Origin of the sequence: Pseudoalteromonas piscicida (assembly GCF_000238315.3) — a bacterium.
Lineage (GTDB): Bacteria > Pseudomonadota > Gammaproteobacteria > Enterobacterales > Alteromonadaceae > Pseudoalteromonas > Pseudoalteromonas piscicida.
The window spans coordinates 618,433-636,576 of the sequence record NZ_CP011925.1 but is presented as its reverse complement, the minus strand read 5'-3'; the positions used below and the strand labels follow the sequence as shown (position 1 = coordinate 636,576).

Sequence of the window (18,144 nt, the reverse complement as noted above, 5' to 3'; positions counted from 1 at the left end):
TAGGCTGGTTATGCGAGGTATCGATTCGGTTTACAACTTTTCCACATTCACCTACATTGGAAATGTAGCTTGGGTTTCAACAGGAAAGTGGCATGCACTTCAAAAATAAAATAACAAACGAGCGTTCTTATAATACCGGTGGCAGTGAGGCGAGTAGCCTTGAGAGCGACCGTGGGCGTATTATCAACAGTGCAGCGCTTAGACGGCTGCAACAAAAAACCCAAGTGTTTCCGCTTGAGCGTAATGCGGCTGTGCGTTCGCGTTTAACGCACTCGCTGGAGGTGCAACAAAACGGCCGTTACATTGCTAAAAAAATTGTTGATGCGCTGGTGCAGCAAGGTAGGCAAGATTTGCTGCAATATGAAGATAAAAACGGCCAGCAGGTGGATTTGTCTGAGTGTTTGGTTACTCTGTCTGAAATGGCCTGTTTGATGCACGATATTGGTAACCCTGCGTTTGGTCACTTTGGCGAGGCCGCTATCAATGATTGGTTTAAACGCTATTTGAGCCAGCATCAACAACTTGCAAAAAGTGCTCGAGCGGCGCTTAGGTATGGCTCAGAAGAGAGCAAAGCGTCGGATCTGGCGGTACTGAATCAAGAAATGGAGTTACTGCTCGATATTTGTAGTTTTGAGGGTAACGCCCAAGCCATTCGCGTTATTCATACGCTTTCTCGACTCAATCTTACCTATTCACAATGTGCCACTGTGATGAAATATACCCGCTGCGCAACCACGCCTAAATCAACCGTGGCCATTGATAAGTCTTATCTGCAAAAGAAAGCAGGATACTATTTTAGTGAAAGTGGTTTTGTCAGTGAGCTGTGCGACAAATTGCAGATCCAAGTGGGTAATCGCCATCCTGTGACTTATATCATGGAAGCGGCTGACGATATTGCTTATTGCCTTGCTGATATGGAAGACGCTGTAGAAAAAGGCATTATTAGCGTAGATGAGTTAACAGGCTGTTTAATAGAGGAATATCAAAATATCGCCGCTGGATTTGGGATCACCGATGACAAGCAGTTAGAGCTTATGAGTAAAAAGCTGCACTATGTCAATGACAAAGCCAGCAAGCATATGGCGAATTTTGATAATGAATTTTTTATTTGGCTCCGCGTGGGGTTGTTGCACCCGCTTGCAGAACATGCCAAAACGCGTTTTATCGATAATATTGATGCAATCTACGAAGGGAGTTTTAATGCTTCGTTACTGGAAGATAATAGCCATCTTCACGCTATTGTAAAGTCGTTGAAAACAGTGGCGGCCAACAAGGTGTTTTCGAATAAAGAAGTCGAGCAGTTGGAGCTTCAAGGCTACAAGATCACCAGCAGCATATTGAATGAATATCAACGGGTGCTTGATTTAGACGCTGATGAATTTAACGCAGCATTAAGTGGCGACCATGACTTTGCGATAGAGTCGCGATTGATTAATCGAATTTCCAAAAAGTATATTGCGGTATACCGCGAAACGGTCGCGCAGCTTAGTGAGCCTGAGCAAGCTGAGCCGATTTTTGAGTTTTATTATCGTTGCCGCCTTATTCAGGATTTTATTAGCGGTATGACTGATCAGTTTGCGTATGATACCTATCGTGCGTTGACCGCGTTGGATTGAGGTTTAGGAAATGTTCGCGCGTCTTGTTGGAAAGATCGCCGCGTGAAGCGGCTCCCACACAAGATAGTAAGCGGATTTATTCTGCTAAAACAGATGTCTGTCGCGGCGTAAAGCCGCTGCTACGAGTGAGGTAAAAAAGGTAGAGAAATGATCGCCGCGTGAGGCAGCTCCTACACATGGTAGTAAGCGGATTTATTCTGTTAAAACAGATGACTGTCGCGGCGTAAAGCCGCTGCTACGAGTGAGGTAAAAGTAGAGAAATGATCGCAGCGTCCTGCACAAGTGGTAATAAAGAAGGAGGTGCAAATTGCACCTCCTTTGAGTTTTGTAATCTAGTAGTGCTTTACATGGATATTAGAACGTGACGTTTACACCAAACCAAATATTGCGGGCTTTGTCTTTTACGTTGTAGTCGTCGCTAAATACGACTTCACTTACCACACCACGGCCGCTTAGGTATTCGTATTTACCATCACCGTTTAAGTCGTTGTAATCTGTGCTATAAGACGTAAAGTCTTCATCCAATAAGTTATTGATACGCGCAAATACAGTAACGTTGTCGTTAAAGGTGTATTTAGCACCTAAGTGCAGTAGGTTGTAGTTTTTGTAGTACATGGCTTTGTCTAGGTTATTGTCCCAGCCACGGTAACGATCGGAGCGCATTTCAGCATTTAGCGTTAGTGAGAACTCGTCTGTTACTTGCCAGTTTACCGTGGCATTTGCCATGTGCTCAGCGGTATTGGTTAGTGGTTGACCTTCTTGAGGGCCACTCTTTTGCTCGCTGTCAGTCCAGGTGTAGTTTGCGTAAAGTGAAACCGCATCCGTGAACTGGTAACGGCCTGCAAGCTCAATACCTTGGATCTCAACTTTGTCGATATTGATTTTTTGGCTATAAGTATCGTAACCAAGCTCGTCGTATACGCCCAAATTCACGCATGGTTTTGCACCATTGGTTGCAGAGCAGCTCTTGATGGTGTCACCACGGGCGATTTTATCGTCAAACTCCGTTGAGAAGTAAGTGATATTAAAATTGTGGTTCTCTGTTGGGTGTGTCCAATACAATGCAACTTCGTTGTTTACGCTGGTTTCTGGTTCAAGATCTGGGTTACCTGCAAACGGTGACGTACCTTGACCACCAAAGCCGGTGATACCGTTGTATAAGTCAGTCGTTTGTGGCGTTTTATAACCCGTGCTGATCCCGCCTTTTACTGTCCAATCGTCAGACAGCTCGTATACACCATATAGACGCGGAGAAAGTTGGCTACCAAATACATCGTGGTTATCGTGACGGACACCCACTGTAACTGTTAGCGGATCGCTTAAGTGCCAGTTATCTTCTACAAATAGCGAGTACATTTGGTGTTTCTGAACGCCTTGATCAACGCCAGACTCCATACCAAATACGCCATCTTGCAATTCACCGTCAACCCACTGGCCGCCCACAACAAAAACATGATCGCCAAGTAAGTCGTCAACTGGAATATCCACTCGCGCGTCTAGCGTATATTGGTTACTGTTCAGTGTACGCTTTGGACGTGGTAAGAATGTGCTTTCAGCAAGCGCTTTACGTTCTGCTTCTTCCATATCGGCATATTTACCACTGCCATCGTACATGGCTTGTAGTAGTTTACGCTCTGTAACAGAAAGCGGCATAGTACGGCCATTGTTATCGGTATCAACAAACGCCAATGACACAAAGGTTTCAATATCACCAAACGTACCTTGATGCGTTAGTGACCACCAGCTTCTATCAAATTCTTGATCCGCCGCATAACCTGCGCGTGGATTTACTACACCGCGACGGTCTTGCCAGATTGATTCGATGTTGTCTTTGGTGCCAAGCGGATAGGTAATTTTGCCCGACTCAACGTCGTAGTTTGGTGTATTATCGTACTCTTGATTTGAGATATCGTAGTCAAAAGTAACAGTGTGGTTGTCGTTTGGCGTAAATACAAACGTCGCACCAAGTTGCGTATTAGTGTTATCAACCGTTCTACCACCACTACCAAAACCAAGTTCACGATGATGCTGCTCACCATTTGGATCGATTGCAGGTGAAAACTCAGGGTTTGAAGCTTGACGCTCATAAATGCTACCGCGAGCAGAAAAGTTGAGTAAACCTTTAACTAAAGGCCCATAGATACTGAAGTCAGTGGTAATGTCATCACCAAACTGGTCGTTTGTTTGTAGGCTTCGGCCAAAATCGATGCTGCCGGTCCATTCATCTACTGACTTTTTAGTAATAATGTTGATTACGCCGCCCATCGCATCTGCGCCGTAAAGTGTAGAGGCTGGCCCCCTAATGACTTCAATACGCTCAATGGCACTTTTAGGTGGAATATGGTTAAACGCGTTACCACCAAAGTTATTTGGGTAGATATCACCGTGATTGTTTTGACGCTTACCGTCAATAAGTAGCAGCGTATATTCACCTGTTAAACCGCGCATACTCACGCTGCCTTGGCCGGTTTTATCTCGAGTTGTGCCAATGTCCACGCCTTCTTGGTACTTCACGGCATCAAGCAAAGTCGTATAGGACTGAGCTTGAATGTCTTCAGCAGTGATCACTGAAATACTCGCTGGTGCTTCTGGTATTTTTTGCTCAAAGCCGGTCGCAGTTACCACGATGCGCTCCATATCCGGCTGCGCTTTTACCGAATCAGCAAAAGCAACTGGACTAAGGGCAGAAAGCACCAAAGCAGAAAGTACACCACGTTTAAAAGGCGTGTTTGTCATTGTTAATATCCCAAAATTTATTGCATTAAAGTAAATTTTGGCGCGTACTCTAAATGGAAACTGAACAAAAGTCAAAAATATTGATAATTAATCTCATTTGTATTTTGATCTAAATGATATTTAAGGGAAGTTGTAGATTTATTGATTTTTCTTGGTTCTACTCATGGAGAGATCGCCGCGTAAAGCGGCGGTCATTAGAGATAGAAGTGCGGGTAAACCCACACCTACCAAATCCCCCCCTTGGTAGGAGCTGCTTTATGCAGCGATAATTAGAGATAAAATCGTGGAGTAAATCCGCTCCTACGACATATTCCCCCTTGGTGGGAGCCGCTTCACGCGGCGATCAGTAGAAAAAGATCACCGCGTGAAACACTTCCTACATGCTAAACAGTAAACTCCCTTGCATTGTCGTTGAGGCGATGACTGGTTTGCTCTAACTGCTCAACAATGGCCATAAACTCATTCATCCGCTTAATCGCTTCTTTAGAGATATCGCTCAGGCCATTGATATTAGTGTTAATGTCTTCTGTCACCGATAACTGCTCCTGTGAAGCGGTGGCAACACCTTGAGTCAAGTCTTTGATTTTGCTCACCGCTTCAAAGATGCTATCAAGCACTTCGGAAGATACCATCACCTGCTCTTCCGTCGCTTGCACTTGGTGCTGGCTTTGCTGAATGGCGGTATTCGCACTCCCCGCTTTGGTTTGCAGCTGGTTGATAATATCGCGAATTTCTTCGGTGGACTTTTGGGTTCTTTGTGCAAGGGTCCTTACTTCATCTGCAACAACAGCAAAACCGCGGCCTTGCTCTCCCGCCCTTGCCGCTTCGATGGCAGCATTTAATGCAAGCAGGTTAGTTTGCTCTGCAATAGCTTGGATCACGCTCACTACATTTGACACTTGATCACTTTGCTCAGTCAACTCAGAGATAATATTCGCGGTTTCGTCAAAGCGCACTGACAAATCACTAAATTGCTGGCTGGTTTGCGACATCACTTCCATCCCCCGCTGTGCTTCAAGTTCAACCTGATTTGCATAATCTGCTGTACTCACGGTACTGGACGTGACCTCATTGAGTGTTGCGGTCATTTCTTCCGCAGCCGTAGCGATGGTTTCAAGACGGGCGTTTTGTTCTTCGCTTATCTCCTTATTACTGCGAATAAAGTGCGCCACTTCTTTGGAAGATTGTGACATCGCGCCACCCGCTGAGCCGATATTCGTGACTGTATTTTTAAAGCTATTGAGCATACGGTTTACGATATTGGCCACCGCTTTAATCTCAGTTGCGCCGCTTTCGTCTACCGTTTTTCTAAGATCGTTTGAACTGCCTATCTCTTCAAAAGTTCTACCAAGTAACTCTATCGGTTTCACAATACGACGACGAACTAAATACACACCGAATAAACTAAAACATACGGTTATGACTAACATCACCATCGCCCACAAAACATAAGACTCTACAGCACTGTGAGCTTGCACAACATTTTGTTTGGTACGACTTTCAAGTTCCGTAAAAAACGATTCAACTGGTTTCATGATGTTGGCTTTATAGCGATGATAATCATCACTGTGAGTAAGCTTAACCGCTTTGTTCAAATCAGGCTCGCCTTGGATGGTGTAATTTCCTGAACTATCTTTAAACTTACCTTTTACGGCATTCATGGCTTCGACTTCTAATGCGACGAGGCCATCGGAATTGGCTTGCGCCTCACTTAAATAGTTGAGCTCCTTTTGGCTAAAGCCCGCCGCTTTCATGGCATCGAGTAATACTTCTCGCTGACCGTCTGGTTTTGGTTTCTCACCATAGTTAAGCACCAGATCCCAATAAATTTTATGGTAACCTTCAGGTCTTGGCTTTTCACCATTACGAATTGCTAATACATCCATATACATCTTTTCGTATTTATCGTTGCCAGTTACCGCATAGGTTCTGCCCAATCGCGTTAAATCGTCGGAGCTTTGTCTTAGTTCATCGGCCAGTTGATAGGCTTTATAACGGTTGTCCGCCATTTGTTCAAAATCAAGCAAAGCGTTGTACATGTTAACAACCAATAATGTAACGATGACGACAAAAACAATAATGCCACCAAAGATAGTGGTCATGAGGATACGGATAGAGTTTAACTTCATGATTCTAGCCTTTATTAAAGCGTTCACAATAAAGACTAGTGCAGAGGGTGAGATTCTTCTAGCATAGAATTAGGAACAAACGGAGTTGACATAATAACAGTGAAAACCAAATCAAAAGATCGCGGGGTGAACCCGCTCCTACCATATACTCAAACTCGTGGTGGGAGCCGCTTTAGGCGGCGATCATTAGAGACAAGATCGCGGGGGAAACCCGCTCCGACCATATACTCAAACCCTTGGTGGGAACCGCTTTACGCTGCGATCATTAGGAAAAAGATCGCGGAGTAAATCCGCTCCTACCATATACTCAAAATCGTGGTGGGAGCCGCTTTAGGCGGCGATTATTAGAAAAAAGATCGCGGGGTGAACCCGCTCCTACCACAATTAACACCGCTTAAATACTGGCAGGCATACCCATGCAACTTGCATAGTAGGTGGTCGTTGCTGGCCAATCAGAGAATACGCCAAGTACGCCAACTTCTTTGGCCAATACATCTAGCACTTTAAAGGTATCACCATCATTATCTATCATCGCCGCACCCGACAGACTGCCGTTGATGCTTTGATAGTACCAGCCACCACCGCTGGCTAAGTGACCAGAGCGCTCTAATGTCCAAGTGATGATCCCAAGCCCTGCTGCTTTTGCAGCTTTGGCATAAGGTGAAGGTACTATTTTCCCCCCTTCTTCGGTTAATAACATCCAAAGAGGCGGTGCGATAATGTTAACACCATCCGCTGCAAGCTCCTCCATTGTTGGCGACAATAGCTCCGGGTTATGCACGATTTGCTCTGCTGATACCATGGTTTCATTGTCTACTGCTTGCGCTTCGTATCTGTCGTCCAAATACACTGCCTGTGCGCCAAACTCTGGATTTTCTTTTATCCAATAGATGACATCGTCACGATTAAATGACTGTGCCCATACATTTTTTGGATCTACATTTGCGGCTTTGTATTCGTCGATCATTTTTTGTGCGTAGGCTTCTTGTGTAAAACCGTCGAAAGGCATCGCGACAGACGGAGTCTTCAGCTCTGGCGTCATTTTCACGCCTAAACTTTTAAATAACTCAATACTCTGGGCATGGGTCATTAAAGTGCCACGGCTCGCATATAAATCGGTGCGCCAATTTGCCGTGCCATCCATATATTCCTCTACGGTTGTCGCCATTGAGTTCGCGGCATCCATTTTACCTTTTAATGTCTTAAACTCAGCCAAAGTAATGTCGCTGGTACAACACTTAGCTTGGGCTGCAATTCCATTTTCAGGATCGCCTGGTACAAATGGTGTTGTACATTTTTGGCCTAAATCCGTTGCTAAAATATTTGTTGTTGTGTGTAAATCACATTGTGAGTGGCGACAAACCAGCTCTTTGTCTTTAGTAAAGGCAACGTCACACTCTAAAATCCCAGCACCCATTTTAGCGGCCGCAATATAAGATTCTTTGGTGTGTTCAGGAAACTGCATTGGCGCACCACGGTGTCCAATTGAAAAGTCTGTTTTATAAAAAGGTCCGTTAGCACACTGCTCAAGCTTGGTTTTGAGTGCACCTTCTTCCATATCTTGAATTAAGAAATCAGGACGTGTACCCACTTGCATGGCACTTGCGCTACCTGCAGGCACCTCCACAATTACCGGAACTTCAACGACTTTTACTTCAGTCTCCGTTGTGATCACCGGCTTTTCAACCTGTACAACCTCCACAGAGTCATCATCACATGCACACAGTAATAATGTAGCTATGATCGCAGAACAAACGCTTATCTTATTCATTGTAATACCATTATTATTTTAAAGAAGGCTTACGCTAGACGCTTTGCATTACGATTACAGGAACAAATCATGATTTTTTGGTTACATCTTTTTAACTAAATATAACTCCCCTGACTGAATAATGGTTGTGTAACTTGAATATAAAGAAAAAGAGTCTGCACTTAACAGACTCTTTGATGCGATATAATTATCTAAGCGATTAATTAATGCCTTTCTAGCAGCCAGTTTTAGCGCTAACTGCGTTGAATTCACTTCCAATAGCCAGCTATTGGTGCGTAAATTCGCCTTGCCTACAGGATGTAGGTACCTTAGCGAGAGCAGGACGCGGAAGCGGTGTTTTCCCTAAAACTCTCTGGCTAGAGAAGGGAAAACTAAGTTGTTCTTTAGAAACAATGAGTTGGAACATTCCTTATCCAAACCTCAGGTTAATTAACTATTTGGCCTCTTAACTCACCACTTGGATTTGCTGGTGTATGCACATTCACGTAGTGACCACCGCCTGCCAGAATCGCAAATATTTCCGCTGTCAATGCTGCATTGGCCGGAGCCATCCAGCGATTGGCATCACTACTATCTTGCATTAACGTTAGTAAAACAGGGCCGTTTTCACCAGCAATGCCTGTATGTATATGCGCAGCCGTTGCATCGGCAACACCTGAGGTGAGGACTTGTAATTCAAGGTTGAAGCCGTTTCGATTTACCAAAGCATATCCACTACCAGTGGCTGTGGTTGTAACGGCTGGGACTTCTTGCTCGCCACTCAATGGAAACGCAACCAAAGTGTAGTTGTCAGTGAGGATCTGACCACGAAGTTCACCACTCACATTTGCTGGTGTATGCACATTAACATAGTGACCACCCGATGCGAGCACTGCAAAAATCTCAGCGTTGATCATGGTGTTGTCTGGGGTCATCCACACATTCATATCATCGGTGCTTTGCTCAAGGCCAACTAAAACATCACCATTCATGCCGATCCGGCCAGTATGAATATGTGCCGCAGTTGCATCCTCAACACCCATTGTCACTACGCGAAGTTCAACTTAATAATCGTTCATGTTAACCAATGCGTAGCCATCCCCTGACGCCATTGTCGATACTGCAGGAACCTCTTGCTGACCTGAAAGCGCAAATGTAGCGAGCGCATATTTGCTGGTAAGAATTTGGCCACGTAGCTCACCATTGGGACTGCTAGGAGTATGGACATTAACATAGTGGCCACCCGATGCGAGCACTGCAAAAATCTCAGCATTGATCATGGTGTTGTCTGGCGTCATCCATACATTCATATTATCGGTGCTTTGCTCAAGGCCCACTAAAACATCACCATTCATGCCGATCCGGCCAGTATGAATATGTGCCGCCGTTGCATCTTCAACACCCATTGTCACAATACGAAGTTCAACTTCATAGTCGTTTGTGTTAACCAGTGCATAGCCGTCCCCTGACGCCATTGTCGATACTGCAGGAACCTCTTGCTGTCCTGATAGCGAAAATGTAGCGAGTGCATAATTGCTGGTAAGAATTTGGCCACGTAGCTCACCACTGGGATTGCTAGGTGTATGGACGTTAACATAGTGACCACCTGATGCGAGCACCGCAAAAATCTCGGCATTGATCATGGTGTTGTCTGGGGTCATCCACACATTCATATCATCGGTGCTTTGCTCAAGGCCAACTAAAACATCACCATTCATGCCGATCCGACCGGTATGAATATGTGCCGCCGTTGCATCTTCAACACCGTTAGTGACAACTCTGAGCTCTACTTCATAAGTATCAGTGTTAACAATGGCATAGCCATCACCAGATGCCATTGTTGCTACTGCTGGCACTTCCTGTTTGCCGGATAAGTCAAATGTAGCAACCGCGTAATTGTCCGCCAGAATTTGGCCGCGGATCTCACCATTTGGTAGCTCTGGCGTGTGTACATTGACGTAGTGTCCGCCCGAGAGCAAAACATTCAACGTCGCTTCGTCGATCATCGTGTCATCAGGCGTTACCCAGTCTGTCATTACTTCGTCGTCCTGCTCTAACACCACAAGTACATCGCCGTTCATACCAATGCGGCCAGTGTGAATATGTGCAGCAGTGGCATCATCAACGCCCATAGTGACCGCGCGAAGGTAGAGCTCGCCATCGGTGCTGTCGTATGACGCATAACCATACCCCATAGCACTACTTTCATTCATTGGCACCTGTTGTGAGCCATCTAATTTGAACGTGATCACGCTTACCGTGTCAGGCACAATCTGAGCGCGTAACTCGCCGCTTGGAAAGGCTTCGGTGTGTAGATTAATATACCAATCACCGTCCAGCATATCGTCAATTAGATCCTCAGACAGATCTGTGATTGGAATACTCACCTTATTGTCATCCGATGCTTCAAAGGCGAATGCCACATCGCCATTCGCACCTAAATCGCCATCGTGAATATGTGCAGCACTAAAACCTTCGACATTGCTGTAGTCGAGTGTTGCTCTAAATTGCATCAGATTTTCATCAAGCTCAACTGTTGCAAAAGCGGTTTGCATTGACGTATTCATCGGTACTTCTTGCTTTCCTGATAACATCAATTCAAAGGTCTTAGTCGCTGAAAACTCTTGGACTGGCGGCGGTGGCGGAGGTGTAACCGTATCGTTATCGTCGTTATCGCTACATGCCATAAGAAGCATGAGGCTGGCACTTACTATAAACTTTTTCATTATACTCATCCTGTAGACTCGGTTAAAAAGAATGACTTTTGTCACCCATAGCTAACCCTTACGAACAGGTTTGAATAAAAGTTCATCAAATTTGCAAAATTATTGTATATATTTTGTCTGTACCTAATTGCACCAATCGCAATTCCAATTTTTGCCTGAGCATCCATTTATACCGATGATACTAACGCTTGAATGGCATTACATTCAGCTCAGTGATATCAATGAATTTCTCACAATAATTGTGAAACCTCATTGCCATATAAGAGTCATATTTTTGTGATTAAGTAGCTGCTTTAACAATAATAATCAGGATATTTTATGTTTAAGCACTCACTTATCGCGCTCTCTTTGCTTTCTCTTCTCACTGGCTGTTCACTTGATGGTGACGATGGCGCCACGGGTTCGCAAGGGCAACAAGGCGTTGCCGGACAAGATGGTAACGATGGTCAAAATGGTACAAATGGCTCCGACGGCCAAGATGGAGCAAACGGAACCGATGGCACTAACGCCAATAGCGTGCTTGAAATAAGCCTTGTGGGACGCGCAGTGCTTAATGCAGAAAGCCCTGAAGGCGCCGCAGAAATTGTCGCTTACCAAGCATCCAAAAAATGGATATATGCCATTAATAGTTCAGGCAGTGCCGCTGTGGTTGAAGTTATTCCAGCAACCAGCTTTGATACGGCCGCTCTGGTCAAAAATAATGAAGGTGTTATTACCGCTACAAATTTAACATCAGCCATGACCATCAACTTAAACGACAATACACCCGGCGACGCAAACAGTATTGCAGTTGACGAAAACAACCAACTACTGGCAGTTGCAATGGCTGCCAAGACTACAGGTGACGCAGGACTAATCGCTTTTTATGATATCTCAGGTGCAACTCCGGCCTTTGTTAAAAATGTAACGGCGGGTGCACTACCTGATATGGTTACCTTTACTCATGATGGCAGCAAGGTCGTGGTCGCAAATGAAGGGGAACCCGCAGGTGACTACAGCGTTGATCCTGAAGGTAGCATCAGCATTATCAACATTACAAACGGCATAGTTGCAAATACAGCAACACAATTAAACTTTAGCGCATTTAACACCAAGCAAGCTGAGCTAGAAGCTCAAGGCATTGTCTTCGCCAATCCAACTGGTCGCACTATCAATGGCAAACTTATTAATACGACAGTTGCGATGGATTTAGAACCGGAATATGCCACCATCTCTAAAGACAACCGCTTCGCTTATGTTTCAATCCAAGAAAACAACGCACTCGCTATCGTAGATCTCAGTGACAATAGCCTTAATTTAGTCGGTTTGGGATTCAAAGACTGGGCTAATTACACCATGGATGCGTCGGATAAAGATAAAAAGATCAATTTTAAAAAGTACCCCGGTCTTTACGGCATGTATCAGCCTGACACTATCTCTAGCTACACGTGGAAAGGCGCGAACTTTATTGTCTCTGCCAATGAAGGTGATGGTAGAGAATACTTTTTTGATGCTGCCGATGAAGCTGACTGTACCGCGAAAGGTGGCCTAGATTACGATAAAGACGATGGTTGTTTAGCGTACATTGATGAGAGCCGTGCCGAAGATCTTACCTTAGCAAGCAACTTTACTTATCTTAATAATGACGATGACGACATTGGTCGCCTTAAAGTCACAACGGTGAAAGGCGATGAAAATAATGACGGCCAATATGAAGCGCTGTACACCTATGGTGCACGTTCATTCACCATTTGGGATAGCAACGGCCTTGTGGTGTTCGACTCTGGCGATCAAATCGAGCGGATCACAGCCTCCGTACATGGCGCACAATTTAACAATGATGAAGACACCAATGAAGGCGATACGCGATCTGATGCAAAAGGCCCAGAGCCGGAAGCACTAGCGCTAGGTCAAATTGGTGAACGCACTTTTGCATTCGTTGGCTTAGAGCGTATGGGTAGTATCGTGGTTTACGATATCACCAACCCTTACGATGTTAAGTTTGAAGATTATTTTTACAACCGCGGATTAGTTGAAGATGCCGAAATCAGTGGCGACTTAGCCCCAGAGGGCATGGCATTTATTCCTGCCGACAAAAGTGCAACTGGCGAAGCCTTATTGGTGATCGGTAATGAAATTTCCGGTTCAGTTGCGGTATGGCAAATCGCTGAAAAATAAAGCATTCACATTAGTCGCTGTGGGAGGCGCTCTATGCGCCGATCTTGATGAAAAGATCGCGGGGTGAACCCGCTCCTACCACATATTTAATCCCTTGGTGGGAGGCGCTTTTCGCGGTGATTATTGGGAAAAAGATCGCGGGGTGAACCCGCTTATATGGACTCCTCCAATTGTACAAGCCACTTTTAGCATTATTAGTGTGATTGCGTGCTTATATCCGGGCTCTTGATGAGGTGCTACCTCGGCCTCTTTGATGTATTCGCGCCCTTGTGCCTTCTCTCATAGGTTCGCGTTTCATTGACTTATTAAATTTGAGTTTATTGCCTTTCAGCTGTGCCACCTGGAAAATGTTTTTTGCCAAGTCGATAGCAATTAAATTAGACTGTGTCATGTATGGACTCCTTATTTGGTAAAAGTGTTTTGCAATATCTTTATACCGTACTCTCCCGTTAAGGGGGAGGAGTCCATACATCTCCCACAACATATTCAAGCCCTTGGTGGGAGGTGCTTTACGCGCGATTATTGGGGAAAGCTCGCGGGGTGAACCCGCTCCTACACCATATTCAAGCTCTGGGTGGGAGCCGCTTTATGCGGCGATTTTGATGAAATGATCGCGGGGTGAATCCGCTCCTACACCATATTCAAGCTCTGGGTGGGAGCCGCTTTACGCGGCGATCTTTAGGTTATTCTGACAATCCTTTAACCGTATTTGTGAGGTTTTCTGCGCCTTGCTTTATTTCATTCATCACTTTATTCACTTCATCGATTTATGCAAGACCAAGGGCGGTGCTTTCAGACACTGTATTCATCAGTGCGGTGGCTTCTTTAGTTAACACTTCGTTCTGATTGACCACATCATTGATTTCGTTAGTCGACTGCGAAGTACGTGCTGCCAAGCTTCTTACTTCATCGGCTACCACCGCAAACCCTCTTCCCTGCTCACCCGCTCTGGCGGCTTCTATCGCTGCATTTAACGCAAGTAAGTTAGTTTGCTCTGCAATCGCGCTGATGGTAGACACAATTGCCGAAATCCCTTTTGACTGTTCATTAAGCTGTGCTATTGCGGCCATTGCACTTTGCACTTGATTAGAAATAAGCCCTGAGGTACTAACAGACTCTTGCAACAGTAAACTCGCACGGGCCGCTATTTGCTCAGTTTGCTCTGATGTCACCTGCGCAACTTCGGCAGCTTGTGCGACTCGATGCGCTTTTTGCACCCGCGCCGTGATATTTGTTGCAAACTTTATCACTTTAACGACTTTGCCGTGTTCATCAAAAATAGGGTTATACGTGGCTTCAATCCAAATATCTTCGCCATGTTTACCTAAGCGATGAAAGCGACCACTTTTATGCTGTCCTTTTGCCAGCTCTTGCCAAAAATGTGGCTGCTCTTTATAAAAGCTATCGTCACAGAAAATTCGATGATGCTGATCTTTAATCTCACTGAGTTTATAGCCCACAGTTGCGGTGAAATTTGGATTCGCATCTAAAATAACGCCCTCAGGTGTAAACTCTATGGTTGCCATGGATTTATTGAGTGCGTTAGCTATCGCTTCTTGTGCCGTTATGGTGAGTTTTTCTGCTGTGATGTCATTCGCAATTTTAACAATACGGGTGACTTTGCCATTTTCTTCAACCGGAAAATAGGTAGCGTCAAGCCAAACCACGTCACCTGTTTTGGTAAAGCGCTCAAAATTACCAAACTGAGCTTGGCCACGCTTAAGGCTTGCCCAGAAACTGCGATATTCCGAAGAATTTACGTAGTCCTTGTGGCAAAAAATACGATGGTGCTGTCCTATCACTTCAGCCTCGGTGTAACCCACAACAGCAAGAAAATGTCGATTGACTGCTGCTATTTGACCATCGGGTGTAAATTCAATTTTTGCGACCGCTTCATCAATCGCAGAAAGTAATGCCCGAGCACGGTTGAGTTCAGCGGTCAAATTTTCAACTTCTTGATTTGGCTTTCGAAAAAAGTTCATAAGCTATTCCGTAACAAACAATATGCATGACTGCATTATTATCATAGTTTTGGTAATAAAGTATGAATTATAGATAAGAAAGTGGAGTTTGGCGTTCTAACATACGCACCAAAACAAGCCGCGCGCCTACCACACAAGCAACGCGACTTGGCATTATATCAATTATATTGACTAACCAGTGCTTTGGATAACTACTTCTGTAACGTTAGACGGTAGTCACCCGCACCGCTATATGAGTAAACCAAAATGCGGTAATAACCTGAATTTGCCGTATAGTTAATTGACTCTTGTGAGGTTGGCGTCTCCGAAATAGCAACTTGTTGCCATGTACCACCTTGCCAAGCTTCGAGTTTCAAGTCGAAGTCTGCGTTCGCTGGTCCCTCTAAAGTAAGTGCTATTGTGCCACCGCTGTACTGAAACCAACTGCCGTCAGGTTGTATGGCTTGTTGCTTGTCTGCTAAGTATCCAGTGTAAACATCTCCCGGTGGTGGTGGGGTTGTACTACCGCTTACGGTAAATTGGATCTCTGCAGCGGGATCAGAAATATTGCTGATGGACAAGCCAGAGTCGCTTCCATTCCACCATAGCGCATTCGTCCCTTTGCTACTCAACGCATTCGGCAGTGTGGCGCTAAACTCTCCTGCCACATCAAATAAATCGCCATTATCCCCACGGTTGCGACCATTTTCAGGATCTCGTTTGGCATCACCATGCTCCATTTGGATATATGGATACCATTCATTCGAGTTATTGCCGGCAGAATCAACGTGCCAAATAGCCAAACCTGAATCGAGTTGCTCTGAGTTTTGTCCCGATTGATGAATAGCCTCAATGTAAAATGCTTCATTTGTATTGCTTGGGTTGGTCCATTTATATGAGCTATTAGCGCCCGAAATATGACTGAGCCTTCCCGTTGGGGCATTGGCATTTACGGCTGGATTAAGTTCAGTTACCGTATCCCAACCAGCTATGGCCCTGAAGTGTGCGACAGGTGGCGTCGGCTTAAAACGGTTGGAAGCACCAATCGCGCCAAACCCCATAACGCCAAAACTTGCGACTGAGCCCTCTGAGCTTCCGTCATAATCATAAAGATCAGGCCAATTTGTGATTAAGTGACCAGACTCATGTACAAAGGTGCCAATTGCAAGGCTATTTCCCATATCAGTGATTTGATAGCGATCGGTACACACGCTGTCAGCACAAAAACGAGGACTGAGTCTTGCCATATGTGGCCACAGACCTTTAGACCATGCACTATCAGAGTTACCAGCATAAAAAATATTTAACCCACGGATCTGCCCACTACTATTTGTAGTAAGCGAACTAAAATCAAATCCCTGTTGAAATTCAAGCCAATTTAGCGCTTCTTTTATGAGTTCTTGCGAGCGTACTGTTGAGCTTAATGCGCTATCCGCATAATACGCTTTGTTTTTCTTTGCGGTGTAATAAGCCGTTACTGTATTGGTATAATCAAGCTTGCCTCCAGAGACCGACGAAAAATACCCTCTTACTGACTGCGCGTTACCAAATTCAGTGTAATTTTGGTCATTTAAAAAACGCTCAACTTGCGCTTTTGTGATAGTGCCGCGCTCATCAGGGAAATCAATGATGATAGTTAACCCTTTTACTTGCCCGCTGATCTCAGCATTCAACGCCATTGCATTATCACTACGCTCAAACTGATGCGTATGTATCAAGTCGACTGATGTTTGGTTTTGACCCAGCATTACCTGCTGCGCTGCTTTTACCTTTTTTGCAATAGCAGTAGAGGATAACCCTTGCTGCATAGCATCTACTGAGTGACGTTGAATGCCCCGCTTACTGCGTTTGGTCACAAGCTTACCTGTTGATATAAGCTGCTCCCCATCGACTGACACCTGTGCGTAAGCCATGCCTTTGAGCGAGGCATCATACACCACAAGCTCGCCGTCAGGGGTACGCTGCTGTGCAAAGTACGTATTACCATTAAGAATAAGAGTGATCACCTCACCACTTGGTTGAGTAAATTGATACTGTTCATTTTTATAAGGTATAGCCGCGTTTACTGCGACACTGGTTGCCAATAATGACGTTGCGATAATTGCTGATGTTAATTTCATTTTTCCTTTCCTAGGTTACATGTTATACAACTCATTAACATACAGAATGGATACAAAATTGCAACAACCATCAGACCATTAAAGGTACAAAACTTATCAACCAGATAAATAACAAATAGTTACACCGGTTGTAATTCCATCATTTTAGAAGCTTTATATTTCAAAGTGAGCAAAAAAAATCCGTTTAAACTATTTTTTTCAATTTTTAGTTTACAAGTACTAAACATTACATTAGCATTGGTCTCGTTCCTTTGGGGCTGCACCTTTTTACCTGCGTATCTAGGCGTGCCTAAAGTCACAATTGAACTCCCGAGAAGTAGAGCTTGCCGACTGGGATGTTGGCATTATTGGGATTTCCTTGGCACAGCTTGTTGCTATTGGAGTTTTTATGCAGGCCAGATGGCCTGCTTTTTTTTGTCCAAAATTCGCCATCTACGCTTTATACCAATTGCCGAGTGCAACTCAACTGGTTAAACTCAAAGCACATGTTCCTGATTTGATGTAATCCATGTCGGCACTACGTAAACCTGTTTCGGTATTGGTCGTAATATACAACGAGCATAATGAGTTTTTGCTATTACAAAGAGCAGACGATAAACACTTTTGGCAATCAGTCACTGGGGGAGTAGATCCCGGTGAAACTCCAATCACTACCGCGTATCGAGAGTTAAAAGAAGAGACCGGTATTGACGCCGCGGCGCTTGGGATCACCATCCACTCGCATAATAAAACAAATCAATACACTATAAGACCGCAGTGGCGCCATCGGTATGAGCCGGGTGTTACCATAAACACTGAGCATGTTTTTAGTATCCAAGTACCGTCAGGGATCAGTGTGGTACTTGCTGATGATGAACATACAGACTTTATTTGGCTTAACAAAACACACGCTTGTGAACGCGTCTGGTCCCCAAGCAATCGACAGGAAATAGAACTCATAGGAGTATGA

9 protein-coding genes and 1 pseudogene are annotated in these 18,144 nt (G+C 44.8%); 3 read left to right on the top strand and 7 right to left on the bottom strand.

Features of this window, described 5'->3' with window-relative positions:
- Positions 1–92 precede the first annotated feature (92 nt).
- Positions 93–1,616: a dGTPase gene (gene dgt, locus PPIS_RS22335; RefSeq protein ID WP_010377940.1), complete on the top strand. Its 1,524-nt coding sequence runs from the start codon at positions 93–95 to the stop codon at positions 1,614–1,616.
- Between the two features lie 354 nt (positions 1,617–1,970).
- On the opposite strand, the gene PPIS_RS22330 is transcribed toward dgt, so the two are convergent.
- The 5 genes from PPIS_RS22330 to PPIS_RS22310 form a co-directional block, all read right to left on the bottom strand.
- Positions 1,971–4,352: a TonB-dependent receptor domain-containing protein gene (locus tag PPIS_RS22330; RefSeq protein WP_010377938.1), complete on the bottom strand. Its 2,382-nt coding sequence runs from the start codon at positions 4,350–4,352 to the stop codon at positions 1,971–1,973.
- A gap of 383 nt (positions 4,353–4,735) precedes the next feature.
- Positions 4,736–6,481 carry a methyl-accepting chemotaxis protein gene (locus tag PPIS_RS22325; protein ID WP_010377936.1) on the bottom strand — a complete coding sequence of 582 codons (1,746 nt, stop codon included), beginning with the start codon at positions 6,479–6,481 and terminating at the stop codon, positions 4,736–4,738.
- Positions 6,482–6,875: 394 nt separating this feature from the next.
- Positions 6,876–8,252, bottom strand: a complete 1,377-nt coding sequence (locus PPIS_RS22320) for a glycerophosphodiester phosphodiesterase family protein (protein ID WP_010377934.1) — start codon at positions 8,250–8,252, stop codon at positions 6,876–6,878.
- A 425-nt stretch (positions 8,253–8,677) separates the two neighbouring features.
- The gene (locus tag PPIS_RS22315) at positions 8,678–9,280 is read right to left on the bottom strand and encodes a CHRD domain-containing protein (protein ID WP_338053376.1); all 603 of its coding nucleotides are present in this window, start codon (positions 9,278–9,280) and stop codon (positions 8,678–8,680) included.
- A gap of 15 nt (positions 9,281–9,295) precedes the next feature.
- On the bottom strand, positions 9,296–10,957 hold the full coding sequence (locus PPIS_RS22310; RefSeq protein WP_010377931.1) for a CHRD domain-containing protein: 1,662 nt from the start codon (positions 10,955–10,957) through the stop codon (positions 9,296–9,298).
- A gap of 318 nt (positions 10,958–11,275) precedes the next feature.
- Between PPIS_RS22310 and PPIS_RS22305 the strand changes: the two genes are divergently transcribed.
- Complete coding sequence (locus tag PPIS_RS22305) at positions 11,276–13,114, top strand: choice-of-anchor I family protein (protein WP_010377930.1); 1,839 nt, start codon at positions 11,276–11,278, stop codon at positions 13,112–13,114.
- Positions 13,115–13,797: 683 nt separating this feature from the next.
- Here PPIS_RS22305 and PPIS_RS25665 read toward each other — a convergent pair.
- Together PPIS_RS25665 and PPIS_RS22290 are read right to left on the bottom strand one after the other, a co-directional pair.
- Positions 13,798–15,096: pseudogene (locus tag PPIS_RS25665) on the bottom strand (methyl-accepting chemotaxis protein).
- A 191-nt stretch (positions 15,097–15,287) separates the two neighbouring features.
- The gene (locus PPIS_RS22290) at positions 15,288–17,195 is read right to left on the bottom strand and encodes a M6 family metalloprotease domain-containing protein (RefSeq protein ID WP_010377924.1); all 1,908 of its coding nucleotides are present in this window, start codon (positions 17,193–17,195) and stop codon (positions 15,288–15,290) included.
- Positions 17,196–17,703: 508 nt separating this feature from the next.
- Between PPIS_RS22290 and nudB the strand changes: the two genes are divergently transcribed.
- The gene (gene nudB / locus PPIS_RS22275; RefSeq protein WP_010377920.1) at positions 17,704–18,144 is read left to right on the top strand and encodes a dihydroneopterin triphosphate diphosphatase; all 441 of its coding nucleotides are present in this window, start codon (positions 17,704–17,706) and stop codon (positions 18,142–18,144) included.

What these genes read in the sequence shown, in the direction of transcription:
- PPIS_RS22290 (WP_010377924.1), bottom strand. Translation starts at nt 17,195, where the DNA reads ATGAAATTAACATCAGCAATTATCGCAACGTCATTATTGGCAACCAGT.
- dgt (WP_010377940.1), top strand. Translation starts at nt 93, where the DNA reads ATGCACTTCAAAAATAAAATAACAAACGAGCGTTCTTATAATACCGGT.
- PPIS_RS22320 (WP_010377934.1), bottom strand. Translation starts at nt 8,252, where the DNA reads ATGAATAAGATAAGCGTTTGTTCTGCGATCATAGCTACATTATTACTG.
- PPIS_RS22305 (WP_010377930.1), top strand. Translation starts at nt 11,276, where the DNA reads ATGTTTAAGCACTCACTTATCGCGCTCTCTTTGCTTTCTCTTCTCACT.
- PPIS_RS22325 (WP_010377936.1), bottom strand. Translation starts at nt 6,481, where the DNA reads ATGAAGTTAAACTCTATCCGTATCCTCATGACCACTATCTTTGGTGGC.
- PPIS_RS22330 (WP_010377938.1), bottom strand. Translation starts at nt 4,352, where the DNA reads ATGACAAACACGCCTTTTAAACGTGGTGTACTTTCTGCTTTGGTGCTT.
- nudB (WP_010377920.1), top strand. Translation starts at nt 17,704, where the DNA reads ATGTCGGCACTACGTAAACCTGTTTCGGTATTGGTCGTAATATACAAC.
- PPIS_RS22310 (WP_010377931.1), bottom strand. Translation starts at nt 10,957, where the DNA reads ATGAAAAAGTTTATAGTAAGTGCCAGCCTCATGCTTCTTATGGCATGT.